We start from the raw sequence: 26,246 nt of genomic DNA on the forward strand, positions 1-26,246 counted from the left end.
GGAGTTGGCATGCCGCTCGTCCGATCCGTCCGAATCCGCGCGATCGTGTTAGCGCTCACCCTCGTGCTCGTCCCGCTGGCGGCCGCCCTGCCCGCCAGCCCCGCGTACGCCGCGGACAAGACCGTGTGGATCCCCGAGCGCTGGCGCACCACGGGCGAGGTCGCCTGGGCGGACAACCGCAAGGCGGAGTCGGAGAACTTCGTCGTCCTGTGGGGGGAGCTCTCCGGCACCACGCCCACCACGGCGCCCACCGCGTACCGGTTCGACCCGGCGAACGTCCTGCGCGAGCTCGAGAGCGCGTACTCGTTCTACATCGACCAGATGAGCTTCACGCCCGAGGCCGGCCTGCTCGCCCAGCACAAGATCATCGTCATCATCACGACCACCTGGTCCAGCAACCCGAACCTCAACGCCTGGGCGACGGGCGGCTCCACCGACGGGCGCGTCGGCGTCATCAACCTCGCGCCCGGCGCCGCGCAGCCCGGGTCGTGGGGACTGGTGCACGAGCTCGCGCACGTCCTGCAGAACTACACGTTCCTCGGGCGCTCCGGCGTCGGGTTCACGCACGCGTCGGCCGGCACGTTCTGGGAGACCAGCGCCGAGTTCATGGCCATGCAGGCCCTGCCGGGCAAGGGCGCCGGTGACCTCACCCGGTTCATCCGCACCGAGAACCTGCCGCTCTCGTCCAGCCGGCACCACTACGGCGCGTGGATGCTGCTCCAGGCCATCACCGAGCGGCGCGGTCTGGCGTTCTTCAACCGCATCTGGAACGAGGCGCGCAGCACCGAGCACCCGCTCGAGACGTACAAGCGCATCGCCGGCCTCACGCAGGACCAGCTCGGAGCCGAGATCGCGCAGTACGCGATGCGCAACGTCACCTGGGACTACGCCAACGCCGCCGACGTGAAGCCGTTCATCAACTCCCTCTACCCGTTCGTGGTGCCGCAGAGCCTGGTTCAGGTCGAGGCCGTCAACGCCGCGCAGCAGCACTTCGCCGTGCCCGACGGGATCGCGCCGGGTGCGTTCGGCTACACCAAGATCACGCTCGTGCCGTCGTCCTCCGGCGCGCTGGTGCGCGTGCACCTCAAGGGGCACGTCGACCCGAACGGCGGCTCGGGCTGGTCGTACGGGTTCGTCGGCGTGACCAACGGCGTCGCCCGGTACAGCCCGATCACGCAGGGCACGGACACCGAGGCGACCTTCCAGACGCGCGCGGGCGAGCAGGTGTACCTCGTCGTGTCCGGCACCCCGACCGCCGTCCCGAAGCACGGGTTCCTCGACGGCTACCCCGAGAACTACCGCTACCCGTTCGAGTTCCGCATCGACGGCGCGCTGCCCTCCGGCCACGAACCCGGGTTCACGCGCGGCACCGCGCCCGGTGGCGGGCGCTGGCACGCCAACGGCGGCGGCTGGGTCGACTCGCGTGCCAACGTCGCATCGACGGCCTACGTCGGCCCCAACGCCGCCGTGTACGGCCGCTCGACCGTCAGCGGCACCGCGCGCATCGAAGGGCTGGCCTGGGTCAACGACGGCGGCACGGTCAGCGGCAGCGCCGTCGTGCGCGACTCTGCGCTCATCCAGGGCGGGGTCAGCATCGGCGGGACGGCCGTCGTCGGCGGCGACGCCGAGCCGTCCGGCACCTGCACCTCCGGGACCTACCTCATGTTCGATCCCGATCGGCGCTGCGACGGCGGTGCGGGCGAGACGGACGTGAACCGGGCGCACGGCCGGTTCACCAGCGCGGAGCTGGCGATCACGGGCGGCTCGACCCCGACGCCCAGCCCGACGCCCACCCCGACACCCACCCCGACACCCACAGTGACCGCCACCCCGACCCCGACCCCGACACCGACCCCCACTCCCACCCCGACGGCGCCCGCGGGCCGGTCCTGCACCGCCGCCTACACCGTGACGAGCACCTGGCCGGGCGGCTTCGTCGCGACCGTCCGGGTGACCGCCGGGACGCAGGCGATCGACGGGTGGACGGTCACGGTGAACCTGCCGTCCGGCGCGGTCGTGCACCACTGGAGCAGCGAGGTGCTGGGCACCGCCCCGCTCACCCTGGGACCGGCGGCGTGGAACTCCCGGCTCGCGGCGGGCGGCAGCGTCGAGATCGGGTTCCAGGGCACGGGCTCGTCGCAGGCGACCTCGGTGAGCTGCACGGCTCGCTGACGCGTCGGGTGCGGTGGCAACCTGGTCCCCCATGAGCGGCTCGCGTGCGGCGTACTGGGACGACCAGGCGAAGACCTACGACCGCACCACCGCGTTCCTCGAACCCCGGCTGTTCGCACCCGCGCGGCAGTGGATCGCCGACCGCGTCTCGGGCAGGACCCTCGAGGTCGGCGTCGGCACCGGCGCGAACCTGCCCTACTACGCCGACCGCGTCACCGACCTCACGCTCACCGACGTCAGCGGAGCCATGCTGCGGGCGGCCGCCGCGCGGGCGGCCGAGCAGGGCGTCGACGCCCGGCTGATCCAGGCCGACTCCGCGCACCTGGACCTGCCGGACGACGCGTTCGACACGGTCGTCAGCACGCTGGCCCTCTGCTGCGTCGACGACGAGCTCGCCGTGCTGCGGGAGCTCGCGCGCGTGCTGCGACCGGGTGGCCTGCTGCTGATGGCGGACCACGTGGAGTCGTCCGCCCGCCTGGGCCGCGCGGTGCAGCGCGCGCTCGAGGGCGTCAGCCCGCGCCGCGCCGGGGAGCACTTCCGCCGACGCCCCCTGCTGCTGCTGGAGCCGGCGGGGCTGGAGCTCGTCGAGAGTGCCGCGTCGCGGTGGCGGCTGGTCGAGCGGCTGTCCGCGAAACTCGTCGGGACGTGATGTCGATCTGGCGGTTCCGCCGCTCGACTGACGGGTGAGAGGGTCCGAAGGGGGCCCCGGACACAGGAGACGACCGTGAAGTACATGCTGATCATGCGCGCGACCGACGAGGCGTTCGAGGCGTTCCAGAACGTCGACTTCGAGCAGATCATGGAGGCGATGGGCCGGTTCAACGACGAGATGATCTCCGCCGGCGTCCTCGTCGCTGCCGAGGGGCTCGACGACGCCGCGGACGGGGTCGTGATCGACTTCTCCTCCCAGCCGCCCGTCGTCAGCGACGGCCCGTACGGCGAGACGAAGGAGCTGTTCGGCGGCTTCTGGATCCTCGACGTCGCGTCCAAGGAGGAGGCCGTCGAGTGGGCCAAGCGCGCACCGATGACGGGCCCCGGCCAGAAGACCGAGATCCGCCGGGTCACGTCGATCGACGAGTTCCCCCAGGACAACGAGTGGATCCAGAAGGAACGGGCGTGGCGGGAGCGGACGGGCCAGCTCTGACCCGGTCCGGGTCCGGTCGGGACGCCGTCGAAGCCGTCTGGCGGATCGAGTCGGCGCGCATCGTCGCCACCCTGGCCAGGTTCACCGGGGACTTCTCCCTCGCGGAGGACCTGGCCCAGGAGGCGCTGGCCGCGGCGCTCGTGTCGTGGCCGCGCGACGGCGTCCCGGGCAACCCCGCCGGCTGGCTGCTCACGGTCGGGCGACGTCGCGCGATCGACGCCTACCGTCGCCGGTCGGCGCTCGACGAGCGGTACACCCTCCTCGCCCGCGACCTGGGCGAGGAGGGCAACGACGACTGGGACCCCGACCGGATCGACGACGACGTGCTGGCCCTGATGTTCGTCGCGTGCCACCCGGTGCTCTCGCGGGAGGCCCAGGTCACGATGACGCTCCGGGTGGTCGGTGGCCTGACCAGCGACGAGATCGCCCGGGCGCTCCTGGTGCCCACCGCCACGGTCCAGGCGCGGATCACCCGCGCCAAGAAGACGCTCGCGGCGGCGCAGGTCCCGTTCGGCGTGCCGCCAGCCGACGAGCGCCGCGCCCGCCTCGCCTCGGTGCTGCACGTCCTGTACCTGGTGTTCACCGAGGGCTCGTCGGCCACGTCCGGCGCCGACTGGATCCGGACCGACCTGGCGCACGAAGCGATCCGGCAGACCCGTGTGCTGGCGCAGCTGGTGCCCGACGAGGCCGAGGTGCACGGGCTGCTCGCCCTGCTCGAGCTCACGGCCGCCCGGTTCCCGGCGCGGGTGCGCGACGACGGCGAGCCGGTCCTGCTCGAGGCGCAGGACCGTCGGCGATGGGACCGTGCGGCGATCCGGCGCGGGCGGGCTGCGCTGGCCACCGCCGGGCGTGTGGGCCGCGGGCTCGGGGCGTACGGCGTCCAGGCGGCGATCGCCGAGTGCCACGCGGTCGCGCCGTCCGTCGAGGCGACCGACTGGGACCGGATCGTGCTGCTGTACGAGGCGCTCGGCCGCCTGGCACCGTCCCCGGTGGTGGAGCTCAACCGGGCGGTGGCGGTCTCGATGGCGCAGGGGCCGGCGGCGGCTCTGCCGCTGGTCGACGAGCTCGTCGCGACGGACCGGCTCTCCGGGTCGCACCTGCTGCCGAGCGTCCGCGGCGAGCTGCTGACCCGGCTGGGACGGACCGACGAGGCGCGTCGCGAGCTGGAGCTGGCGGTGCGACTCTGCCGTAACGCGCGGGAGCGCGGCGTGCTGGAGGGCAAGCTCGCCGCGCTGACGCGCTGAGCTGCCCATCTGGTCCGCCCGGAACCGCTACGGTGCACGCGACCGGGCGCCGTGCTCGTTCCTCGCGTCCGACCGTCAAGGGGCACACCGCCGTGTCTACTGTTTCGTCCGATGGACTGGCCATCTCCACCCGCGGCCTGCGCAAGACCTACCGCAGCCGGACCGGCCGGCGGGCGGTCGCGGTCGGCGGGCTGGACCTGGACGTACCGGTCGGCGGGGTGCACGGGTTCCTCGGCCCGAACGGTGCCGGCAAGACGACGACCATCCGGATGCTGCTGGGCCTGATCCGCGCGGACTCCGGGACCATGTCGCTGTTCGGCCAGGAGGTGCCGCAGCGGCTGCCCGAGGTCATCGGCCGCGTCGGCGCCATCGTCGAGCAGCCCAAGTTCTTCCCCAGCTTCTCCGGCCGCAAGAACCTCTCGATGCTGGCCCGGGCGATCGACGCCCCGACGCGGCTGGTCGACGTGGTGCTCTCGGACGTCGGGCTGCTGGACCGTGCCGACGACCGCTACAAGGGCTACTCGCTCGGCATGAAGCAGCGGCTCGCCATCGCCGCCACGCTGCTCAAGGACCCGGACCTGCTCATCTTCGACGAGCCGACCAACGGGCTCGACCCCGCCGGGATCCGGGAGATCCGCGGGACCATGCGCGGGCTGGCCGACCGCGGCAAGACCGTGCTGGTCTCCAGCCACATCCTGGCCGAGGTGGAGCAGGTGGCCGACACGGTCTCGATCATCGCCCGCGGCGAGCTGATCGCGAGCGGTCGGGTCGCCGACCTCATCGGCACCGGCGCGGCTGCCACGGTCCGGGTGGGCGTCGCCGAGCCGGAGCGTGCCCAGCAGGTGCTCGGTGCGCAGGGCTGGACCGTGCGCCCCGACGGCCGGTACCTGCTGGTCGACGGTGGGGTGCCCCCGGCGCACATCACGCAGGCGCTCGCGGCGCACCAGCTGTTCGTCGAGGAGCTGGTGCCCCTGCGCGCCGACCTGGAGTCTGTCTTCCTCGAGCTCACGGCGGGCCGAGGTCCGGGGACGCACGCGCCACCGACCGGGGACGCCCGACCGACGCACCACGCCGGGGAGGAGTCGTGAGCCGGCTGCTGCGGGTCGAGCTGGACCGGTTCGCGTCCCGTGCGCTGATCCGCGCCGGGGTGGTCGCCGTGCTGGTCATCTGCTGCTTCGCGGTCGTCTCGGCGTGGAGCTCGGCGTCTCCGCCGTCGCAGGCCGAGCAGGACCAGGCTCGCGTCTACTACGAGCAGGCGCTCACGGACTGGGAGCAGAACGGCGAGCAGTACGTCGCCGACTGCCGAGCGCAGGAGGAGGCCGACAAGGAGACCGCCGACGACCCGGGACTGGTGGACTACGGGTGCGACGAGATGACGGCACCCAAGCTCCAGGACTGGATCGGTGGCGCGCCCAGCTTCGGTCGCGACACGGCCGCCCTGCTGACATCGCTCTCGCTGCTCCTCGTCCTGGCCCCGGTGCTGCTCGCCGGGAGCTTCGTGTCGGCGGAGTTCTCCACCGGCTCGATCGCCAACTGGCTCACGTTCGCCCCGCGCCGCGTGCGCGTGTACCTGAGCAAGGTGCTGGCGGCCGGGCTGGGGATCATCCCCGTGGCCGCCGTCGGCGTCGCGATCGTCCTCGGCGGGTCCTGGCTCGCCTACCGGAACTTCGACACGATCAACGCCGAGGCGTCGACGGACCTCGACTCCCCGGTCGCCGTCGCCCTGCGCCTCGTCGCCCTGACGCCGGTGGTCGCCGTGCTCGGGGCCGCCCTCGGCTTCCTTGCGCGGCACACCGCGGCTGTGCTCGGCATCGTCCTGGGCTGGGTCGTGCTCGTCGAGGGGATCCTGGTCAACTGGGTCCAGGCGCTGCGACCGTGGACCCTCACCCTCAACATCTCGGCCTGGGTGTCGGGCAGCGCCCCGTACTGGACGCAGGAGTGCACGACGACCGCGTCGGGCCAGTCGTGCCGGAGCGTCGAGCACGTCCTGTCCCAGACCCAGGGCGCGGTGTACCTGCTCGTGCTCACTGCGGTGGTCGCCGGCGTCGCGCTGCTGGTGTTCCGGCGGCGCGACGTCGGCTGACCCCGTCAGCGGCCCAGGTGCGCCCAGCGCCGGACCGCCAGCGTGCCGAAGATCGCGACGAGCACGATCGGCCAGACCACGGCCAGGAGCACCACGTTGTCGGACGCCCACCCGTCGGCGGCCACCGTCGGGTTGCCGAACAGGTCGCGCGTCGCGGCCACGGTCGCGGTGACCGGGTTCCACGCCGACAGCGTCTGCAGCCACCCCGGCATCGTCGAGATGGGGACGAAGGCGTTCGACAGGAACACGAACGGCCACACCAGGATCTGCACCGCCATCACGCCGCCCTGCCCGCGGAACAGCAGGCCGAGGTAGATGCCGACCCACAGGAACACGAACCGCAGGAGCAGCAGCAGCCCCACGCCGGCCAGCGCGCTGCCGAGCCCCTCGTGCACCCGCCACCCCACCGCCAGCCCGGCGACCAGCAGCACCGCGAGGCCGACGACGGTCGCGAGCATGTCCGCGGTCGCCCGACCGAGCAGCACCGCGGCGCGGGACATCGGCAGCGACCGGAACCGGTCGGTCACCCCGCGCTGCACGTCCTGCGACACCGCGGTCATGGTGCCCTCCAGGCCGAACGCCATGGTCACGGCGAGCATGCCGGGGAACAGGAACTCGATGTAGCCGCCGGGCACCTCGATCGCGCCGCCCAGCAGGTAGCCGAACATGAGGAGCAGCAGGATCGGGAACGCGAGCCCGATGAGCAGGTCCCACGGCTGACGCCGCCAGTGCCCGAGGTCGCGCAGGGTCACGGTCCACGAGTCACGCAGTGCCCAGGTCATGCGGCCTCCTTCGTCGTTCCGGTCAGGTGCAGGAAGACCTCGTCGAGGGTCGGCCGGCGCAGGACGACGTCGTCGACGACGATCCCGGCGTCGTCGAGGGTGCGGACGACGTGAGTGAGGGCCGCGACGCGGTGGGTGACGGTCGCGGTCACCCGACGTCCGTCGAGGTCGATCTCCGCATCGCCGGCCACCGCCTGCAGTGCGGAGCGGGCGGCGGGCAGGTCCGCCTCGTCGCGGACGACGACGTCCAGCCGGTCCTGGCCGATCGACGCCTTGAGCGCGTCCGGGGTGCCCTCGGCGGCGACCCGGCCGTGGTCGAGCACGGTGACCTGCGACGCCAGCTGGTCCACCTCCTCGAGGTACTGGGTGGTGAGCAGCACGGCGGTCCCGCCCGCGACGAGCGCCCGGACCGACTGCCACACCTCCCGCCGGCCGCCGGGGTCCAGCCCGGTGGTCGGTTCGTCGAGCAGCAGCACCGTCGGGTCGAGGACGAGCCCCGCCGCCAGGTCGAGCCGGCGCCGCATGCCACCCGAGTAGGTGGACACGGGCCGGTCGGCGGCGTCGACCAGGTCGAACCGCTCGAGCAGCTCGTCCGCCCGGAGGCGCGCCCGCCGGGTGCCCAGGTGGCTCAGCCGCCCGAACATCACCAGGTTGTCGCGGCCGCCGAGGATCTCGTCGACGGCCGCGTGCTGGCCGACGAGCCCGAGGTGGCGGCGCACCTGGCCGGGCTCGCGGACCACGTCGAAGCCGGCCACGCGCGCCGAGCCGCCGTGCGGGTCCAGGAGCGTCGACAGGATGCGCACGGCCGTCGTCTTTCCTGCGCCGTTGGGCCCGAGCAGGCCGTGCACGGTGCCCGGCTCGACCGCGAGGTCGAGGCCGTCGAGCACCGTGGTGTCGCCGTACCGGCGGGTCAGTCCGAGGGTCTGGATGGCTGTCATGGGCTCCTCCGTAGTCTAGCCGTACACTGTACGGTAAGGAACGCACGACGTCACCCCCGTGTTCCCGACGGGAGAGGATGGGTGCCATGACGGAGATCACAGGCACCGGCGACCCCGCCCGGAGCATGGCGCTGCTGTGGCGCGAGTCGGAGCCGGCCCCTCGCGGTCGCGGTGCCGCCGCCGGGCTCTCCGTCGACCGCGTGGTGACCGCCGGGATCGCGCTCGCGGACAGCGAGGGACTCGGCGCGCTGTCGATGCGCCGGCTCGCCACCGACCTGGGCGTCGGCGCGATGACCGTCTACACCTACGTGCCCGGCAAGGCCGAGCTGGTCGACCTCATGGTGGACGCCGTGCTCTCGGAGATGGCGGACCTGTACGCCCCCGCCTCGGACGACTGGCGCGCCCGCCTCGAGGCCGTCGCGCGCGCCAACTGGTCCCTGTACGAGCGACACCCGTGGCTCCTGCACGTCGCTGCGTCCGGCCGTCCCCCGCTGGGCCCGGGCGTGATGGCCAAGTACGAGCTCGAGCTTCGGGCGGTCGACGGCAGCGGGCTCGACGAGGTCGCGATGGACGCGGTGGTCACGCTCGTCGACGGCTTCGTGGCCGGCACCGCGCGGGGCGTCGTCGAGCAGGCGGCCGCCCAGCAGGCCACCGGGATCAGCGAGGCCGAGTGGTGGGCCGCCACCGAGCCGTTCGTCGCCCGCGTGTTCGACGCCGAGGCGTACCCCACGGTCGCGCGCGTCGGACCGATCGCCGGCGAGGCCCAGCAGGCGGCCTACGACCCGCGCCGCGCGTTCGAGTTCGGGCTGACACGCCTGCTCGACGGCATCGCGGTCCTGGTCGACGGGACGAACCGGTCATAGTCTCGGCTCATGCTCATCCTCGGACTGATCCTCTTCGGCATGCTGATCGGTGCACTGGCGCAGCTGATCCTCGGCAAGGAGCGCGGCGGGGTCGACTGGTCCATGGCGATCGTCGCCGGGCTGGTCGGGTCGTTCGTCGGGGGGCTGCTCGCCAGCCTGCTCTCCGGCGACGGGCTGGCGTTGCGCCCGAGCGGCATCATCGGCTCGATCGTCGGAGCGCTGATCGTGACGGCGATCTGGCGCGGGACCCGCGGCCGCGCGAAGGCCTGACGGCCGGACGCGCGAGAGCGGCAGTCCACCCGAGAACGGCACTGTGAACTGCCGTTCTCGCGGGAGACTGCCGCTCTCGTCGGACCGTCCGTCAGCCCGTCGCGCAGCTGGCGCTCGGTGTCGTCGTGCTGCCGTTCTTCATGATCGTGACGCCGAACGTGTTGCCGGCGCCGTTCGGCCGTGCCTGCCGGGTGGTGCCGCTACCGCTGAGCGTCGCGTTCCAGCTGTTCTGGACGCTCTGGCTGCCCGACAGGTTGAGCGTGACCACCCAGCTGCTACTGCCGCTGACCGCGTAGCTCACGTTGAACCGGTCGGACCACTCGTCACCGCGCGTGGCGGTCACCGTGCAGGACCCGGCGGGCGGGTTCGTCGTCCCGCCACCGCCACCACCGCCGGCGCTGGACGGTGCGATCGCGCGGCCGGTGCTGCTCGAGATGTGCCCGGTGCACAGGTTGCGGGACTTGAGGTCGTTCAGGATGTTCGGCAGCGCCTGCTGGGTCGCGGCCGGCCAGTCGTGCATGAGGATGATCTGGCCGTTGGTGAGGCGGGCGGCCGCCTGCCGGATGGCGTCGGCGCTCGCGTTGTTCCAGTCGTTCGAGTCGACGTCCCAGATGATCTCGCGCAGGCCGAGTGACGACTCGACGTTCTTGAGGGTCTGGTTGGTCTCGCCGTACGGCGGCCGGAAGAGCGTCGGGGTGACCCCGGCGGTCTGCTGGATCGCGGTCTGCGTGCGCGACAGCTGCGACTGGATGTCCGACTGGCTCAGGTTCACCAGGTGCGGGTGGTCCCAGCTGTGGTTGCCGATCTGCAGGCCGGCGTTCTTGTAGGCCTGCATGAGCGACGCGTTCGACTGGGCGTTGGAGCCGGTGGGGAACACGGTCGCAGTGGCGCCCGCGTTGCGCAGGGTGGAGATGAGCTGGTTGGTGGTGCCGGTGTTCGGGCCGTCGTCGAACGTGAGGCCCACGTAGCCGGCGGAGCAGCTCGACGTCGCCGGCGGTGGAGTCGTCGTGCCGCCGCCGCTGGAGGTGCCGCAGGTGGCCGACGGCGTCGTGCTGTTGCCGTTCTTCATGATCGTCACACCGAACGTGTTGGAGCCCGTGGAGGTGACGGTCCGGCCGTTGACCGACGCGTTCCAGCTGTTCTGCACGCTCTGGCTGCCGGTGAGGTTGAGCGTCGCCGTCCAGGAGCTGGCGCCGCTGACGGTGTAGCTCACGTTGAACCGGTCGGACCACTCCTCGCCGCGGGTGGCCGTGATGGAGCAGCCGCCGGTGCTCGGGGGAGGCGTCGTGGTGCCACCGCCGCCGGAGCCCTCGCTCACCGTGATGTTCGAGTTGCCGCTGCTCTGGTAGCCCTCGGTCGCCATGATCATGTAGTTGTGGGTGCCGAGGTTCATGCCCTTGCTGGCCCACGCGTCGAAGTGGTTGCCGGACGTGATGGTGCCGCCGGTCTTCTTCGACTGCCGCACGCTCCAGTACTGGTAGAACGTCGCGGTGCCCTGGATCGAGGGCTGGTTCACGCGCTGGGTGCGGTAGATGTCGTACGTGCCGCCGTCGCTGGTGACCGTGCCCATGAACGTGCCGGTGGGCCGGTAGGTGCCCCAGTTGTCGACGATGTAGTACTCGATCAGCGGGCTCGTGGTCCAGCCGTACAGGGTCAGGTAGGCGTTGCCGGAGGGGTTGAAGCTGCCCGAGTAGCTGACGGTCTTGCGGCCGCCGGTGCTCCAGCCCTTGCCCGCGACGAAGTTGCCCGTGTTGCTCCACTGCGTGGAGTAGTTGCCGCCCGAGCCCAGGTTCATCGAGACGGTGCCCTGCGAGTCGGTCCAGAACGAGTAGAAGTACCCGTTGTTGGTGCCGGTCTCGTTGGTCGACACGGCGCTGGCGGGGGTGGCGACGGCGAGCCCGGCGACGACCAGCGCACCGGCGGCGCCGAGTCCCACCAGTGCGCGGAACGACCGGCGTCGTCGCGGTGCGGTACCGATACTTTCGGACATCCTGCACTCCTTTGTGCGTGAGGGATCCGCGCCGGCTTCCCGCAGGGTGCCGACGCCGTACCGACGCACGGAGCGTCGATAACGTTATCGACGCCAGTGTGCAGACGTGTTCGTGCCAAGGGAACACTGTGGGGCGCAGTCGAACCGTTTAGGTTCTGGACTCCGAAACTATCGGATCACCAGGCAGAGAGGCGGGGGCGCCCGGCGTGCGCTGCGGCCGTGGACGGGCGCACGCCGGACGATCCGTCCTCAGCCGACGGTGCCGGTCACCGCCGTCCCGTTCCGGACCACCGTGTACTGGACGATCGCGCCGCTCCAGAAGTGGAACGTGAGCACCACGGGGGACGCGTCGGCGACCTCCGCGAAGAACGCCGGGCGCAGGAGGATCGACCCCGTAGCGGCGTCCGGCGCGAACGTCACGTCGAACTCCTTGAACGACGTCCACCCGTGCGGTCCGGCGTTGGACCCGTCGAGGTAGCGCGCCTCCATCGTGGCCAGCCGGTCGCCGCGGAAGGCGGTCGGCACGGCGAACGCGTCGGTGGTGCCGGTCGCGGCCGCGAGCACCGGGGTGTCGGCGTTGACGATCTCGATCCGCCACGGGACGCCCTGGGAGAACCGCGCGACCAGCTCGGCGCTCGTCCCGTAGGCACCGTCGCCGGACAGCCGCTGGAGGAGCGTGGCGGGCAGGGTCAGGGTGCCGCCGGACAGCTGGTAGTCCCGGCCCTGCTTGAGCTTCTTGCCTGCGAGCGACAGGTCCCGGAACGTCGTGCCGTTGAGGTGGAGCGTGATCGCCTGCTCGGTCACGGCACCGGGGTGCACGAACACCTGGTCGGTGGACGCCGTGCCGGAGCGCTTCCTCCAGCTGCTCGAGAGCTGCGCGAACAGAGCCGGGTCCCGCCACGTGAACGCGGTGCGGTCGAAGTGCTGGCCGTTGTCCCAGAGCATCGTCGTGACGCCGGAGGTGCGCGCCTGGTACCCCAGGTACTCGAAGAACTTCAGCTTCTCGCCCTGCTCGATCGTCCCGGTGTGCCGGTCGAACCCGAGCAGGCCGTACTCGCCGAGGATGACCGGGATACCGGCGTTCACCAGGGTGGTGCGCACCCGCGCGAACGTGTCGGTGACGTCCTGCTGCGCGGTCGCGTCGAACCGGGTGCCGCCCGCCACGTTCACGCTGAACGGCCAGTAGCCGTAGTAGTGGAAGGTCGCGGCCAGGTTCTGGTCGTTCAGCGCGGTGAACGTCTGGACCAGCGAGTCGAGCCGGGCCTGCCCGGAGTCGGTGTGCAGCGTGGGCAGCACCAGGACGCGGTCGGCGTTCCTGCCACCCGACGAGCGCACCACCTGGTGGAACGCGGCGTTCAGCTCGTCCAGCAGCGCGTACTCCTGGGCCTCACCCGTGGACCCGGCGAACTGCGGCTCGTTGATGCTCTCGAACAGCAGCGTGCGGGGGTGGTCGCGGAACCGCTCGGCCAGCTGCTCCCACGTGGCGGTGAACTGCGCGAGCACCTCGTCGTGCCGGGTGGGCATCGCGTTGGTCCACATCCACGAGTCGTGGTGCAGGTCCAGGAGCACCGACAGGTCCTCGTCGAGCGCCCAGTCGACGACCTCCTCCACGCGGTCGAGGACCACCGGGTCGATCGTGTAGTCCGGCGCCGGCCCCTCGTGCTGGCCGAGCGTGACGGGGATGCGGACGCTCTTGAAGCCCTGCTTCTCCACCTGGCTGAGCACCTTCTTGGTCACGCGCGGGTTGCCCCAGGCGGTCTCGTCGGCGCCGACGGCGTCGAAGGTGTTGCCGAGGTTCCAGCCGGGCTGCATCGCGGCGACCACCTTCGCGGCCGGCTTGGGTGGTGGGGCGGCCTGCGCAGGTCCGGCGAGCGTGGCCGTCAGTGCGGTGGCCGCGACGAGTGCCGCGAGGCTGGTCCAGAGGGGTCGTGTCACGGGGATGCCCTTCGTCGCAGTGTCGCGCGCGGCGGGGCGGCCGGCTCTCCGTCGAGCGCGTTGGGGGCGGCGTTGCCCCCGGCGTCGCGCTCGATCGTCGAAGCGCTTCGATCGGAGTGTAGGGACAGTGCGGTCCCGGAGGAAGGGGGCGAAACGGATAGGCCTACGGCTCGTGCCGCAGCAGGTCCCCGGGCTGGCACTCCAGCACGGCGCACAGGGCCTCGAGCGTGGTGAACCGGACTGCCTTGGCCCGACCGTTCTTCAGCACGGCGAGGTTGGCCGGGGTGATGCCGACGCGATCGGCCAGCTCGCCCACGGACATCTTGCGGCGGGCCAGCATCACGTCCACGTCGACGACGATCGGCATCAGATCACCTCGTCGAGCTCGGCACGCAGCGTGGTCGCCGTCGAGTCGAGGACCATCGCCTTGGCCAGCAGCACGCGCAGGACGAGCACCAGCAGCGCGATCCCGGCCGTGCCCATGCCGCCGATGACGACGAGCAGGACGATCCCGGGCGCCACCGCCTCGCCGGGTGCGAGCACGAACGACAGGATCATCGCCAGCACGGTCGCCGCGACCGCCGCGCCGATGATGACGTCGACGTACCGGAACGCCGCCGTGCTGAACACGGTGTCGCGCCGGACCAGGGTGAGCAGCTGCCACACGCACACGAGCGCGGCCTGCACGGCCAGCACGCCCAGGAACCCGACGACCATCACGGGCCAGCGCAGGTGCGCCACCGCGGCGCCGCCGTCGTCGATGTCGCGACCGATGGCCGGGATGATCATGATCTGCACCGCCAGCAGGCCGGCGAACATCAGCACGATCACCGCCCGCAGCGCGAGGATGGCCAGTCGGCTCATGGCAGTGCTCCTTGGTAGCGATCTATCGATTAACGAGAGAAACCTATCGATAGACCGCCGCCATGGCAACCGTCAGCTGACCGCCTTCTTCACGAGCTCGCCGATCCGCTTCTCGTCCGCCGGCGTGAGCGCGGCGATCGCGAAGGCCGTCGGCCACATGGAGCCGTCGTCGATGTTGGCCACGTCGTTGAAGCCCAGCGTCGCGTACCGGGTGTCGAACTTCGACGCGGCCTGGAAGAAGACGACCACCTTGCCGCCCTTCGCGTAGGCCGGCTGGCCGTACCAGGTCTTGGGCTCGAGCTCCGGGGCGACCTCGGTGACGATCGCGTGGATGCGCTCCGCCATCGCGCGGTCGGCGTCGGCCATCTCCGCGATCTTCTCGAGCAGGTCGGCCTCGCCGTTCTGCTTGCGGCGCGACTCCTTGGCGCGTTCCTTGATCGCGGCGCGCTCCTCCGCGGTGAACCCCTCGGACTCCGTGCTCGTGGCCTTCGCCATCATCTGCTTCCTCTCTGGACCGTTGCCGAGAACCCTAGGGAGCGACGGCGACGGAGGCTTCTCCATCCCTGCTCGATGCCGCACCCACGTAGGCGGCCAGGTGCTGGCCCGTGAGCGTGGGACGGCCGGCGACCAGGTCGGCCGGCGTGCCCTCGAAGACGATCCGCCCGCCGTCGTGGCCCGCGCCCGGACCGAGGTCGATGATCCAGTCGGCGTGCGCCATGACCGCCTGGTGGTGCTCGACGACGATCACCGAGGTGCCGGAGTCGACCAGCCGGTCGAGCAGGCCCAGCAGCTGCTCGACGTCGGCCAGGTGCAGGCCGGTGGTCGGCTCGTCGAGGACGTAGATGCCGCCCTTGTCGCCCATGCGCGTGGCCAGCTTGAGCCGCTGGCGCTCGCCGCCGGACAGGGTGGTCAGCGGCTGCCCGAGGCTCAGGTAGCCGAGCCCGACGTCGGCGAGCCGGACGAGAACCGCGTGCGCCGCCGGGGTACGTGCGTCGCCCGCGCCGAAGAACTGCTCCGCCTCGGTCACCGACATCGCGAGCACCTCGCTGATGTCGCGGCCGCCCAGGTGGTACTCCAGCACCGACGCCTGGAACCGCTTGCCCTCGCACAGCTCGCACGGGGTGGCGACGCCGGCCATCATCGCGAGGTCCGTGTAGATGACGCCGGCGCCGTTGCAGCTGGGGCAGGCGCCCTCGGAGTTGGCGCTGAACAGCGCGGGCTTGACGCCGTTGGCCTTGGCGAACGCCTTGCGGATGGGCTCGAGCAGGCCCGTGTACGTGGCCGGGTTGCTCCGGCGCGACCCCTTGATGCCCGCCTGGTCGATGGACACGACGCCCGCACCGGTCGGCATCGACCCGTGGATGAGCGAGCTCTTGCCGGAGCCGGCCACCCCCGTGAGCACGACGAGGACGCCGAGCGGGATGTCCACGTCGACGTCGCGCAGGTTGTTGGTGGTGGCGCCGCGGATCTCGAGCGTGCCCGTGGGCGTCCGCACCGACTCCTTGAGGGAGGCCCGGTCGTCGAGGTGGCGTCCGGTGATGGTCCCGCTGGCCCGCAGCCCGTCGAGGCTCCCCTCGAAGCAGACCGTTCCGCCCGCCGAGCCGGCGCCGGGTCCGAGGTCGACCACGTGGTCGGCGATCGCGATGGCCTCCGGCTTGTGCTCCACGACCAGCACGGTGTTGCCCTTGTCCCGCAGGCGCAGGAGCAGCGCGTTCATCCGCTGGATGTCGTGCGGGTGCAGCCCGATCGTGGGCTCGTCGAACACGTACGTCACGTCGGTGAGCGAGGAGCCGAGGTGGCGGATCATCTTGGTGCGCTGGGCCTCGCCGCCCGAGAGCGTGCCCGACGAGCGCTCCAGCGAGAGATACCCGAGCCCGATGCTCACGAACGAGTCGAGCAGCTCGCGCAGGGCCGTGAGCAGGGGAGCGACGGACGGCTCGTCGAGCCCGCGCACCCACTCGGCCAGGTCGCTGATCTGCATCGCGCAGGCGTCGGCGATGTTCACCGTGCCGATCCGCGACGACCGCGCCCCCTCGTTGAGCCGCGTCCCGTCGCAGTCGGGGCACGTGGTGAACACGACCGTCCGCTCCACGAACGCCCGGATGTGCGGCTGGAGGGCCTCGACGTCCTTGGCCAGGAACGACTTCTGGATCTTCGGGATCAGCCCCTCGTAGGTGAGGTTGATGTTGTCGACCTTGATCTTGGTCGGCTCCTTGTACAGCAGGTCGTTCAGCTCCTTCTTGGTGAACTTGCTGATCGGCTTGTCCGGGTCGAAGAAGCCCGAGCCGCTGAAGATGCGCCCGTACCAGCCGTCCGAGCTGTAGCCGGGGATGGTCAGGGCACCCTCGTTGAGCGACTTGCTGTCGTCGTAGAGCTGGCCGAGGTCGAAGTCGGTGACCGACCCGCGACCCTCGCAGCGGGAGCACATGCCGCCCGTGATGGAGAAGCTCCGGCGCTCCTTGGTGGTGGTGCCACCCTTCTCGATGGTCACCGCGCCGGCGCCCGAGATGGACGCGACGTTGAACGAGAACGCCTGCGACGAGCCGATGTGCGGGACCCCGAGCCGGCTGAACAGGATGCGCAGCAGCGCGTTGGCGTCGGTCGCGGTGCCGACGGTCGACCGGATGTTGGCGCCCATCCGCTCCTGGTCGACGATGATCGCCGTGGTCAGCCCGTCCAGGACGTCGACGTCCGGCCGCGCGAGGGTGGGCATGAAGCCCTGGACGAAGGTGGAGTAGGTCTCGTTGATCATCCGCTGCGACTCGGCGGCGATCGTGCCGAACACCAGCGAGCTCTTGCCCGAGCCGGAGACCCCCGTGAACACCGTGAGCCGGCGCTTCGGGAGCTCGATGCTGATGTCCTTGAGGTTGTTCTCGCGCGCTCCGTGCACGCGGATCCAGTCGTGGCTGTCGGCGACGTGTGCCCCGGGGTTCATCTCGTCGTTGCTCATCTCGTCCATCACCATGTGCGCAACGCTAGCGGCGGGCGGGGACACCGGTACCGTCGGCGCAACCGATCGGCAGGGGGCTGGCGATGAGGGTGGCAGGCAGGACCGTCGTCGTCACGGGCGCCGGCGATGGCATCGGGCGAGAGCTCGTGCTCGGGCTCCTCGGGCGTGGCGCGCGGGTCGCCGCGATCAGCCGCAGCGCTGAGCACCTGGAGGAGACTGCCGAGCGCGCGGGGCCGGCGGCGGACCGGCTGTCCACCCACGTCGCCGACGTCGCCGACCGGGAGGCCGTCGAGGCTCTGCCCGCGCAGGTCGTCGGTACGCACGGCCAGGTCGACGGGCTGGTCAACTGCGCCGGGATCATCCAGCCGTTCGTCTCCCTCGTCGACCTGGACTACCCGCAGATCGAGCGCGTCATGGCGGTGAACTTCTGGGGTCCGGTGCACACGACGAAGGCGTTCCTGCCGCACCTTGTCGCGCGTCCGGTGGCGCACCTGGTCAACGTCTCCAGCATCGGCGGTTTCCTTCCGGTGCCCGGGCAGACCGCGTACGGCGCCTCGAAGGCGGCGGTCCGCCTCCTGACCGAGGGACTGCACGCCGAGCTCGCCGGCACGTCCGTCGCCGTGACGGTGGTCTTCCCCGGGGCGGTGCGCACGGGGATCGTCGAGAACTCGGGCGTGATCGCCCCGGAGATCTCGGGTGCGACGGCCCGGCGCCTGGAACGGTCGATGACGTCCGCGCCGCGGGCGGCCCGGATCATCCTCGACGCCGTCGAGCGCGACGCCTACCGGGTGACCGTCGGCAAGGACGCGGCCGTGATGGACCTGCTGGCCCGCCTGGCTCCCGAGCGCGCGGCCCGGCTCGTCCGGTCACGGATGAAGGCGCTGCTCAGCTGAGCCGGGCCACCTGGGCGTCCAGGTACCGGCGCTCCGCCACGTTGATCGCTCGGCCGGCCGCCCGCCGGTAGTGGGTGAGCGCGAGGTCTGTCTCGCCGGCGCGCTCGTGCAGGTAGGCGCGCAGCTGGTCGACGCGGGGGAGGGCGTCGTCGATGCCGTCGAGGATCGCCAGGCCCGCCGCCGGCCCGTGGACCATCGCCGCCGCGACCGCGCGGTTCAGCGTGACCACGGGGCTGCCCGTCATCCTCTCGAGCAGCTCGTACAGGGCGAGGATCTGGGGCCAGTCCGTCGCGTCGGCGTCGGGCGCCCGGTCGTGGATCGCGGCGATGGCCGCCTGGAGCTGGTACTCACCGACCGCACCCCGGCCGATCGCGCCGTCGAGCAGCGCGGTCCCCTCGGCGATCATGGCGTGGTCCCACAGGCTCCGGTCCTGGTCGGCCAGCGTCACCGGAGTCCCCGACTGGTCGGTCCGCGCGGCCCGACGGGCGTCCGTCAGGAGCATGAGGGCGAGCAGGCCGCTGACCTCGGCGTCGACCTCGGCCGCGTGCACCAGCCGCGCGATGCGGATCGCCTCGTCGGACAGGTCGACGCGCGTGAGGTCGTCGCCGGCGCTGCCCGTGTAGCCCTCGTTGAACATCAGGTACAAAACGCGCAGGACGCTGCGCAGCCGGGTCGGGCGCTCGTCCGGCGCGGGCATCGAGAACCGTTCGCCCGCGACCCGCTGCTTGGCGCGGCTGATCCGCTGCGCCATCGTCGCCTCCGGCACGAGGAACGCCCGGGCGATCTCCGCGGTCGTCAGGCCGCCGACCGCCCGCAGGGTCAGCGCGATCGCGGACGTGGGGGTCAGCACCGGGTGGCAGCAGAGGAACAGGACGGTCAGGGTGTCGTCCTCCTGCGCGGCACCGCCGGACGCGGGCTGCGCGGCAGCACGGCGCTCGCGGTCGCGGCGGGCGACGTCGCGGCGCCACCGGTCGACCATCCGTCGCGACGCCGTCTGCAGCAGCCAGGCTCGTGGCCGCGCCGGGATCCCGTCCGTCGGCCAGTGCTGCGCCGCCGCGAGCAGCGCCTCCTGGACCGCGTCCTCGGCGGCGTCGAAGTCGCCCCACCGGCGCGCGAGCGTGCCGAGGACCTGCGGCGCCAGCTCGCGCAGCAGGTCCTCGACGTCGGGCGGGACGTTCAGCGGGCGTCGCTCGCCGTCTCGAGGAACGCGTTCATCTCCTCGACGTCCGACGGCCCGTCCTCCATGATCCGACGCACCTGGATCGGCTGCTGGGTCGGGACCCCGCCGCGCCCCGGCACCGCGGAGACCAGCGCGGCGATCTCCAGAGCCCGCGCCTCGGTCTCGGTCTCGACGATCTGGTAGCCCGCCACCCACTCCTTGAACTCCTGGAACGGCCCGTCCGTGACGACCGTCCTGGCGCCGTCCGACGTGACGACCTTCGCCAGGTCCGGACCGGTGAGGATCTCCCCGCCCACCAGCTCGCCGCTCTCGATCAGCTCGCGGTTCAGGCGCCCGTAGTAGTTGAGGTGCTCAGCGACCTCGTCGTCGGTCCAGGCCGACATCGGCGCGTCGTCCGGACCGCTCTGGAAGTCCACGATCAGCAGGTACTTGGCCATGACTGCTCCTTCGTCGTCGTGCCCAGACTGGCACTCTCACCCGAGGAACGGAGCCGTCCCGCGTTTCTCGACGTGTCCCGCAGGAGTAGTTTCCGCGCATGGACCCGATGTCCTCGACCCGGATGCCCGGCCGCCTCGTGCCCGCGAGCGGCGGTCACGTCCCCGTGCGGGTGCGCGGGTTCCTCGACTCAGCCGCGCCCACCCGTGCCACCCGGTCCGAGCGGGGGTTCGCCGTGGCGCTGGCCCGGACCGAGCACGACGTGGTGAAGGTGCTCGACGGCGCCACGGTCCTCGGGTTCCTCCCGGCCACCTGGTCGCAGACCATCGACTTCGAGCTGTGGTCGTGCGAGCAGGCGGGGGAACCGGCGCTGGCCCGCGCGGTGCTCGAGGGAGTCCCCGGGCAGCGCGACCTGTTCGTCATGCTGGACTGGCGCAGACCCCGTCCGTGACGCGGCCGTCCACGCGTCGGCACGGAGGGGTCAGTTCAGCCGGTCGGGGTCGACCAGGCCCCAGTACGCCGGCTTGGCTTGCAGGTGCGCGTCGAACAGGAGCGGTGCCTCGAACGGACGCTCTGTCGGCCAGGCCCGCAGCCAGCTCCGGGAGTCGTACAGACCCCACACGCTCAGCGAGGAGAGGGCGCCCGGGTGCCGCCGGAGCGCCGCCAGCAGGTCCCGGAGGTACCGGCCCTGCTCCGCGAGGCGCTCGGGGGGTGCCGAGTCGAGCACCTCGGTCGACTCGGAGATCGCGACGTCGAGCTCCGTGACGGCCTGCCGCACACCGAGGTCCTCGAACGTTGCGATGGTGTCCTCGATCCCCGAGACGGGCACCCGCAGGTCGACGTGCAGCTGGTGGCCGATCCCGTCGATCGGGACGCCCTCGTCGAGCAGGCGCTCCACGACTGCCGCGGCCGCCCGGCGCTTCGTCCGGTTCTCGGTGCCGTAGTCGTTCAGGTACAGGACCGTGTCCGGCCCGAACGCCTCGCGTGCGATCCGGAACGCCGCCGCGACGTAGTCCGGTCCCAGCACCGCGTACCACTGGTTGCGCCGCAGGCCGTCGTCCTGCTCCGGGTCGATCGCCTCGTTCACGACGTCCCACGACCGCACGGGGTTCCGGTCGCCGTATCGGTCCTCCAGGTGCGTCGCGACCGTCCGGACGTGCGTCTCCAGGCGGGCGAGCAGGAGGGCCTGGTCCGCCGGGCTCTGCCCGAGCTCGCGTCCGTCGGGCGCGCGGAAGAACCAGTCGGGGGTCGAGCGGTGCCACACGAGGGTGTGGCCGTGCACGGCAAGGCCGTGGGCGACCGCGAAGTCGAGCACCTCGTCGGCGCGCTCGAACGTGAACTCGCCCTCGCGCGGCTGGACGCTCGCGGGCTTCAGCGCGTTCTCCGGGGTGATCATCGAGAAGTGCCGCGTGAGCAGCTCCGCGGGGGCGCCGGCCAGGTCCTGACTGCCCACGGCGGTGCCGACGGGGAAGTCGTCCGCGAGGGCCTCGCGCAGCGCCGGGATGTCGGTCTGCACCGGCGGTGCCTGCCTGGTCACGGTGACGTCGTCGAGCAGGAAGTCGGCGAGCGTGCCGGTCGACTCGACGTAGAGCGCGGGGTGCTGCTGCGCGCGGTCGGGGAGGGTGTACTCGGCGCGGAGCTCGACCCATCCCTCAGCCCCGACGGGCGTGCGCACGAGGTGGTCGTGGACGCGCTCGCCGTCGACGTCACGGCGGACCGTCAGCTGGAGCTCGCCCGGGACGGAGGTCACGCCGGGCGCCAGGCGGACCCACACGGACAGCGTGTGCTGCGTGCCGGGGGTGAGAACCCCGGTGACGTCGAGCAGCGCACCGTTCCACGCCTCGGTGCGGCCGCTCGTGACCAGGCTCGAGCCCCCGGAGTGGGCGTCGCCCTCGCGGGCCACGACGTCTGCGGTGCCGAGGCCTTCCCAGCCGTCGGTGCCGTCCTCGAAGTCGCTCGCGAGCACCGTGCTGACCCGGTCGGGCGCGGCGGCCGGAGCGGCAGTCGCGGTGGGAGCCGGCGCCTGTCCGGGGCCAGGCGGGAGCGGACCGACGAGCAGCACGACCGCGAGGACGAGCGCGGCCACCACGAGCAGGGCAGGGATGAGTCGTCGCACGACGGCACAGCTCCCCCCGGTCGATGGCGCGTCGGTCGTGCCACCGTAGGCAGACGGACCAGGCCCGGGGCAAGCGCGCGCAGGCCCCACGAGCGCGGCGCCGTGACGCACCGCACACGAGCGCGACCTGTTCGGCCTGCTCGACCGGCGCCCCGGGGATGATCAGCAGCAGCGCGCGCCCGGGTGGGCGTCCTGCTCCGCGTGCCGCTCGCGCCAGTACGCCCGCTCCGACACCGGCGCCGTGCCGGGATGGACGCGTGCGAGGTGCGCGACGTAGCGGTCGTAGTCGCGGTCGCCTAGCAGCGCGGTCGTGTACCACCGCACGGCGTGGCCGGCCCGCATGAGGGCCTGCGTCAGGCCGGCGGTCACGACCCTGCTCCCGTCGGCGCGCGGTCCCGGTCGCGGGCGTCCCACAGCGCCTGGACCTCGCGCTCCGCGGGGGTGGCGACGAGGCCGCGGGGGGCGAAGAGGCGTGACGGCACGTCCGGCTCCTCGGTGGAGGGCAGCCCGCCGGCGCGCACCGACCGCACGATGACGACCGCGCCCACCACCACGACCACGAGCACCAGGACGGCGAAGATGATCGACAACGTCCCCTGGATCGCGGTGTTCCGGATCACCGCGTCCATCTCGGCGGGCGACGCGGCGACGCCGAACGACTGGTCACCGGCCGCCCGGGCGTCCTGGAACGCCCGGTGCTGCGCCCAGTACCCGATGCGCGGCTCGGCGGAGAAGATCTTCTGGTACGACGCGGTCATCGTCACGACCAGGTCCCACACGAGCGGCACCGCCGGGATCCACACCCACCGGTACAGCCGCTTCTTGGTCACGACCACCGTCACCACGGTGAGCGCGATCGCCGCGAGCAGCTGGTTCGCGATCCCGAAGAGCGGGAACAGGGTGTTGATCCCGCCGAGGGGGTCGGTGACGCCCATGAGCAGGATCGCCCCCCACGCCGCGACGACGACCACGGAGCACACCCACGCGCCGACGCGCCAGGACGGGTCGCGGAACCTGCGCATCGGTCCGCCGAGGTTGCCCAGGCTGTCGGAGAGCATGAACCGCGCGACGCGCGTCCCCGCGTCGACCGTGGTGAGGATGAACAGCGCCTCGAACATGATCGCGAAGTGGTACCAGAACGCCGCCAGCCCCGAGCCGCCGATGGCCGAGCTGAGCACCTGGGACATGCCGAACGCGAGAGTGGGCGCTCCGCCGGTGCGGGAGACGATCGAGTCCTCACCGACCGACGCCGCGGCACCCTCGATCTCCCCGGCCGTGATCGGCGTCCCGCCCAGACCGAGCCCGTTGACGTACTCGGCCGCCGTCTCCGCCGTCCCGCCGGTCGCGCCCGCCGGGGCGTTCATCACGAAGTAGAGGTGCTGGTCGATCACGACGGCGGTGACCAGGGCCATCACCGCGACGAACGACTCGGTGAGCATCGCGCCGTACCCGATGGGCCGCGCCTGGCTCTCCTTCTCGAGCAGCTTCGGCGTCGTCCCGGACGCGATGAGCGAGTGGAACCCGGACAGCGCGCCGCACGCGATGGTGATGAACAGGAACGGGAACAACGCGCCCGCGAACACCGGACCGTCGCCGCGCAGCGCGAACGACGAGACGGCCGGTGCCTGCACCTCCGGCCGCGCGATCAGGATCCCGACGGCCAGCAGCACGATCACGCCGACCTTCATGAAGGTCGACAGGTAGTCCCTGGGCGCGAGGAGCAGCCACACCGGCAGCACCGAGGCCGCGAAGCCGTACGCGGCCAGCCACCACGCGAGCGCCACGGGGCTGAGCGTGAACCAGTCCTGCCCCCACGCGGTCTCGGCCACCCAGCCGCCGGCGACGATGGCCAGCAGCAGCAGCGCGACACCGATGATCGTGACCTCGGTGATCCGGCCGGGCCGCAGGACGCGCAGGTAGACGCCCATGAACAGGGCGATCGGGATCGTCATGGCCAGCGAGAACACGCCCCAGGGGCTCGCCGCGAGGGCGTTGACCACCACGAGCGCCAGGACGGCGATGATGATGATCATGATGACGAACACGGCCACGAGGGCCGCGACGCCGCCGAACCGGCCGAGCTCGTCGCGCGCCATCTGACCCAGGCTGCGCCCGCGGCGTCGGGTCGAGATCGACAGCACGAGGTAGTCCTGGACGGCCCCGCCGACGACGCAGCCGACGATGATCCACACCGTGCCCGGCAGGTACCCCATCTGGGCTGCGAGCACGGGGCCGACCAGGGGCCCCGCGCCGGCGATCGCCGCGAAGTGGTGGCCGAACAGGACCCGCCGATCGGTCGGCATGAAGTCCTTGGCGTTGTCGTACCGCTCGGCCGGGGTGGCCCGGTCGTCGCGGGGGCGCACGATCTTGGCCTCGATGAGCCGCGCGTAGAACCGGTACGCGATCACGTAGGTGCACACGGCCGCGAACACGAACCACACCGCGTTGACGTGCTCGCCGCGCACCAGGGCGAGCACCGACCACGCGACCGCGCCGACCACGGCCACGACCGCGAAGACAGCGCGTCGGGACGCGGGCATCGGTCCGCGTTCCACCACCGCCACCGGGGGAAGGTCCGGGTCGGTGCGGATGTGCTCGATCTCGGTGCGCGCGGTCATGGTGCCCCCTGGACGTCGTCGTCGCTCAGCACGCTACGCGCGGCGACCGGAGCCGCAACCGGGCGACGCCCTCCGCCCGGTCAGCGGTCCAGGAACGTCGCGACCCAGACCAGGGGCGCGTTCCACCGGATGCAGACGTCGTTGGTGACCTCGGACGTCGGCTCGTCCAGGTAGCAGAGCTGGGGTGCGAGGCCGACGAGCCGTGGGTCGTAGGGGAAGTCCGGCGCGGGGACCGAGTTGGCGCCACCGGCCAGGGCGCCGGGCGGCGGCGGCGGCATCGCCGGGTCGAGGTCGTGCCCGAACTGGCGGGTGCGCTGGTGGTGGCTGTGGTCGGTGCCGTACCCGGTGACGTAGCTCTGCCCGAGCGCGTTGCGTCCCAGCAGGTAGTCCATGCCGGAGGCGACCGCGTCGCGGTAGGCGGTGCTGCCGGTGACCAGGTGGGCGACGCCGAGGACGACGAGGTTGTTGAGGATGCGGCCGTTCGACCCCCAGCCCCACCCGTCAGCCGGCGCGTAGGGCTGCCCCCACGGCTGGCGCGACTGCAGGTCGAGCAGACGGTCGGCGGCGCGGCGCAGACTCCCGACCACCCGCGCGTGGTCCTCGAGCCGGCCCCCGTGCAGTGCCAGGTCCAGGCGAGCGGGCGCGCTGACGCGGTGGAAGTCGAACCCGGCGGCGTCGAACGGGTCGGCGGCGTGCTCGGAGCAGTCGAGGACGTGCTCCTCGTAGACGCGCTCGCCGGTGGCCAGCCAGAGCTCGGCGGCCGCCCAGTAGAAGTCGTCGCCCACGTCGCCGTCGTCGTAGGGGCCGCCGCCGTGCTGGGCGTGGTCGTCCGGCGGGAGCAGGTCGGGGTGACGCCGCGCGGCGTCGTAGGCCGACCGCGCGGCCGCGAGCAGGCGTGCGGCGTAGGCGGGGTCGGTCGGGCGGACGTGCCGGGCGCCGGCTGCCGCGACCGCCGCCAGGTGCAGTGCGGCGATGGTCGACGGCCGGTGCAGGACGCGCTCCGTCGGGTCGAGGTGCGGCCATCCCGGCAGCGGCGACCAGGTGGTCCCGTGGACGCGGTGGAACGCCAGCCCCGCGAGCGGGCGACCCGGCGGCACCTGCATCCGCAGCAGCCAGTCGAGCTGCCAGCGGCACTCGGCGAGCACCGCGTCGGCCCTCGGGTCGTCGGGTGGCAGGACGTCGAGCGTGCCGAGCAGCTGCCACGCCGCGAGGGCTCCGCTGGTCGTGTACTTGCCGTAGTCGCCGGCGTCGTACCAGCCGCCCGAGACGTCGTACGTGCCGTCGTCGTGCCAACCGGGGTAGAGCCGCTCCGCGTCGGGACCCGTCCAGGTGGGCACGGCGACGTCTCCGGGGTGCCCGGCCGGACGCGCGTAGCCGGGCACGTCGACGGGCGCGCCCGACCGCATGAGCGAGAAGAAGCGCAAGGCGTCCGCGCCGAGGTCGGCGTGCACCCGCGCATTCACGCGGAACGGGTGGCTGACGTGGTCGGTGGTCCGCACGTGGAACGTCCCCTCGGGCAGTCCTGCGAGGTCGAGGACGTGGACCGGGAGGCCGGAGGTCGGTTCGGGCCGGACCGGCCACGGCTGCGACGTGCCGTCGAGGGCGACGAGCCCGTCGTCGCGGACGACCTGGAACGGCACCGGATCGATCGCGTCCGAGACGAGGGTGGCGCCCATCGGGCGGCCCGGGACGTAGCCCCTCTGGTTCACGCGCACGGCTGGTCGCTGCGCGAGGACGTCCTCGACGGACCACCGTGGCCAGCTCACCTC

The 26,246-nt window shown here is 72.1% G+C and carries 24 protein-coding genes; 10 read left to right on the forward strand and 14 right to left on the reverse strand.

The genetic code is table 11. The features are described from left to right. Window positions 1-45: 45 nt before the first annotated feature. From HP550_RS22520 to HP550_RS19435, 6 genes are all read left to right on the forward strand, one after another. Complete coding sequence (locus tag HP550_RS22520) at window positions 46-2,172, forward strand: DUF6055 domain-containing protein (protein WP_343048278.1); 2,127 nt, start codon at window positions 46-48, stop codon at window positions 2,170-2,172. A gap of 31 nt (window positions 2,173-2,203) precedes the next feature. After that, entirely contained in the window at window positions 2,204-2,821 is a 618-nt protein-coding gene (locus tag HP550_RS19415; RefSeq protein ID WP_175349299.1) for a class I SAM-dependent methyltransferase, read from the forward strand. Between the two features lie 75 nt (window positions 2,822-2,896). Next, complete coding sequence (locus tag HP550_RS19420; protein ID WP_175349300.1) at window positions 2,897-3,316, forward strand: YciI family protein; 420 nt, start codon at window positions 2,897-2,899, stop codon at window positions 3,314-3,316. Beyond that, a complete protein-coding gene (locus HP550_RS19425; RefSeq protein WP_175349301.1) occupies window positions 3,289-4,560 on the forward strand; it encodes a DUF6596 domain-containing protein in 1,272 nt (423 codons plus the stop codon). The genes HP550_RS19420 and HP550_RS19425 overlap by 28 nt, the downstream gene beginning before the upstream one ends. 92 nt (window positions 4,561-4,652) lie before the next feature. Then, a complete protein-coding gene (locus HP550_RS19430; RefSeq protein ID WP_343048279.1) occupies window positions 4,653-5,648 on the forward strand; it encodes an ABC transporter ATP-binding protein in 996 nt (331 codons plus the stop codon). Beyond that, a complete protein-coding gene (locus HP550_RS19435; RefSeq protein WP_175349302.1) occupies window positions 5,645-6,643 on the forward strand; it encodes an ABC transporter permease subunit in 999 nt (332 codons plus the stop codon). The genes HP550_RS19430 and HP550_RS19435 overlap by 4 nt, the downstream gene beginning before the upstream one ends. Before the next feature lie 5 nt (window positions 6,644-6,648). Here the strand turns inward: HP550_RS19435 and HP550_RS19440 are convergent, their stop codons facing one another. Together HP550_RS19440 and HP550_RS19445 are read right to left on the reverse strand one after the other, a co-directional pair. Further along, a complete protein-coding gene (locus HP550_RS19440) occupies window positions 6,649-7,425 on the reverse strand; it encodes an ABC transporter permease (protein ID WP_175349303.1) in 777 nt (258 codons plus the stop codon). Continuing rightward, window positions 7,422-8,363: an ATP-binding cassette domain-containing protein gene (locus tag HP550_RS19445; protein ID WP_175349304.1), complete on the reverse strand. Its 942-nt coding sequence runs from the start codon at window positions 8,361-8,363 to the stop codon at window positions 7,422-7,424. Before HP550_RS19445 ends, HP550_RS19440 begins: the two co-directional genes overlap by 4 nt. An 86-nt stretch (window positions 8,364-8,449) precedes the next feature. Between HP550_RS19445 and HP550_RS19450 the strand changes: the two genes are divergently transcribed. Together HP550_RS19450 and HP550_RS19455 are read left to right on the forward strand one after the other, a co-directional pair. Beyond that, window positions 8,450-9,226 carry a TetR/AcrR family transcriptional regulator gene (locus HP550_RS19450; protein ID WP_175349305.1) on the forward strand — a complete coding sequence of 259 codons (777 nt, stop codon included), beginning with the start codon at window positions 8,450-8,452 and terminating at the stop codon, window positions 9,224-9,226. Between the two features lie 9 nt (window positions 9,227-9,235). Beyond that, window positions 9,236-9,496 carry a GlsB/YeaQ/YmgE family stress response membrane protein gene (locus tag HP550_RS19455; protein WP_175349306.1) on the forward strand — a complete coding sequence of 87 codons (261 nt, stop codon included), beginning with the start codon at window positions 9,236-9,238 and terminating at the stop codon, window positions 9,494-9,496. A 91-nt stretch (window positions 9,497-9,587) separates the two neighbouring features. On the opposite strand, the gene HP550_RS22805 is transcribed toward HP550_RS19455, so the two are convergent. The 6 genes from HP550_RS22805 to HP550_RS19485 all read right to left on the reverse strand — a co-directional run bounded on the left by HP550_RS22805 (window position 9,588) and on the right by HP550_RS19485 (window position 17,244). Continuing rightward, window positions 9,588-11,486 (reverse strand): glycoside hydrolase family 11 protein, encoded by a 1,899-nt coding sequence (locus HP550_RS22805; RefSeq protein ID WP_175349307.1) that lies wholly within the window; start codon window positions 11,484-11,486, stop codon window positions 9,588-9,590. A 249-nt stretch (window positions 11,487-11,735) separates the two neighbouring features. Next, window positions 11,736-13,421 carry a cellulase family glycosylhydrolase gene (locus HP550_RS19465; RefSeq protein ID WP_343048280.1) on the reverse strand — a complete coding sequence of 562 codons (1,686 nt, stop codon included), beginning with the start codon at window positions 13,419-13,421 and terminating at the stop codon, window positions 11,736-11,738. A gap of 163 nt (window positions 13,422-13,584) precedes the next feature. Next, window positions 13,585-13,788, reverse strand: coding sequence for a helix-turn-helix domain-containing protein (locus HP550_RS19470; protein ID WP_056087253.1), 204 nt, complete (start codon window positions 13,786-13,788; stop codon window positions 13,585-13,587). Next, window positions 13,788-14,285: a DUF2975 domain-containing protein gene (locus HP550_RS19475; protein WP_175349308.1), complete on the reverse strand. Its 498-nt coding sequence runs from the start codon at window positions 14,283-14,285 to the stop codon at window positions 13,788-13,790. The genes HP550_RS19470 and HP550_RS19475 overlap by 1 nt, the downstream gene beginning before the upstream one ends. A gap of 72 nt (window positions 14,286-14,357) precedes the next feature. Further along, a complete protein-coding gene (locus tag HP550_RS19480; RefSeq protein ID WP_246281013.1) occupies window positions 14,358-14,780 on the reverse strand; it encodes an iron chaperone in 423 nt (140 codons plus the stop codon). Window positions 14,781-14,814: 34 nt separating this feature from the next. Beyond that, window positions 14,815-17,244 carry an ATP-binding cassette domain-containing protein gene (locus tag HP550_RS19485; RefSeq protein WP_210768342.1) on the reverse strand — a complete coding sequence of 810 codons (2,430 nt, stop codon included), beginning with the start codon at window positions 17,242-17,244 and terminating at the stop codon, window positions 14,815-14,817. A 74-nt stretch (window positions 17,245-17,318) separates the two neighbouring features. Between HP550_RS19485 and HP550_RS19490 the strand changes: the two genes are divergently transcribed. Continuing rightward, a complete protein-coding gene (locus tag HP550_RS19490) occupies window positions 17,319-18,128 on the forward strand; it encodes an SDR family NAD(P)-dependent oxidoreductase (protein WP_175349310.1) in 810 nt (269 codons plus the stop codon). Here the strand turns inward: HP550_RS19490 and HP550_RS19495 are convergent. After that, complete coding sequence (locus tag HP550_RS19495; protein WP_175349491.1) at window positions 18,121-19,308, reverse strand: RNA polymerase sigma factor; 1,188 nt, start codon at window positions 19,306-19,308, stop codon at window positions 18,121-18,123. The two genes, HP550_RS19490 and HP550_RS19495, sit on opposite strands and share 8 nt — an antisense overlap. Then, window positions 19,305-19,745, reverse strand: a complete 441-nt coding sequence (locus HP550_RS19500) for a YciI family protein (RefSeq protein WP_175349311.1) — start codon at window positions 19,743-19,745, stop codon at window positions 19,305-19,307. The genes HP550_RS19495 and HP550_RS19500 overlap by 4 nt, the downstream gene beginning before the upstream one ends. 98 nt (window positions 19,746-19,843) lie before the next feature. Here HP550_RS19500 and HP550_RS19505 point away from each other — a divergent pair, with 98 nt between their 5' ends. Continuing rightward, complete coding sequence (locus tag HP550_RS19505; RefSeq protein ID WP_175349312.1) at window positions 19,844-20,194, forward strand: hypothetical protein; 351 nt, start codon at window positions 19,844-19,846, stop codon at window positions 20,192-20,194. 30 nt (window positions 20,195-20,224) lie between these two features. On the opposite strand, the gene HP550_RS19510 is transcribed toward HP550_RS19505, so the two are convergent. The 4 genes from HP550_RS19510 to HP550_RS19525 form a co-directional block, all read right to left on the reverse strand. Further along, window positions 20,225-21,859, reverse strand: a complete 1,635-nt coding sequence (locus HP550_RS19510) for an endo-1,4-beta-xylanase (protein ID WP_175349313.1) — start codon at window positions 21,857-21,859, stop codon at window positions 20,225-20,227. A 162-nt stretch (window positions 21,860-22,021) separates the two neighbouring features. Continuing rightward, window positions 22,022-22,228, reverse strand: coding sequence for a YbdD/YjiX family protein (locus HP550_RS19515; protein WP_343048281.1), 207 nt, complete (start codon window positions 22,226-22,228; stop codon window positions 22,022-22,024). Then, window positions 22,225-24,477, reverse strand: coding sequence for a carbon starvation CstA family protein (locus HP550_RS19520; protein WP_175349314.1), 2,253 nt, complete (start codon window positions 24,475-24,477; stop codon window positions 22,225-22,227). Before HP550_RS19520 ends, HP550_RS19515 begins: the two co-directional genes overlap by 4 nt. An 80-nt stretch (window positions 24,478-24,557) precedes the next feature. Next, window positions 24,558-26,243 carry a glycoside hydrolase family 9 protein gene (locus HP550_RS19525; RefSeq protein ID WP_175349315.1) on the reverse strand — a complete coding sequence of 562 codons (1,686 nt, stop codon included), beginning with the start codon at window positions 26,241-26,243 and terminating at the stop codon, window positions 24,558-24,560. Window positions 26,244-26,246 lie beyond the last annotated feature (3 nt).

It is taken from the genome of Cellulomonas humilata (assembly GCF_013359775.1).
GTDB classification, from domain to species: domain Bacteria; phylum Actinomycetota; class Actinomycetes; order Actinomycetales; family Cellulomonadaceae; genus Cellulomonas; species Cellulomonas humilata.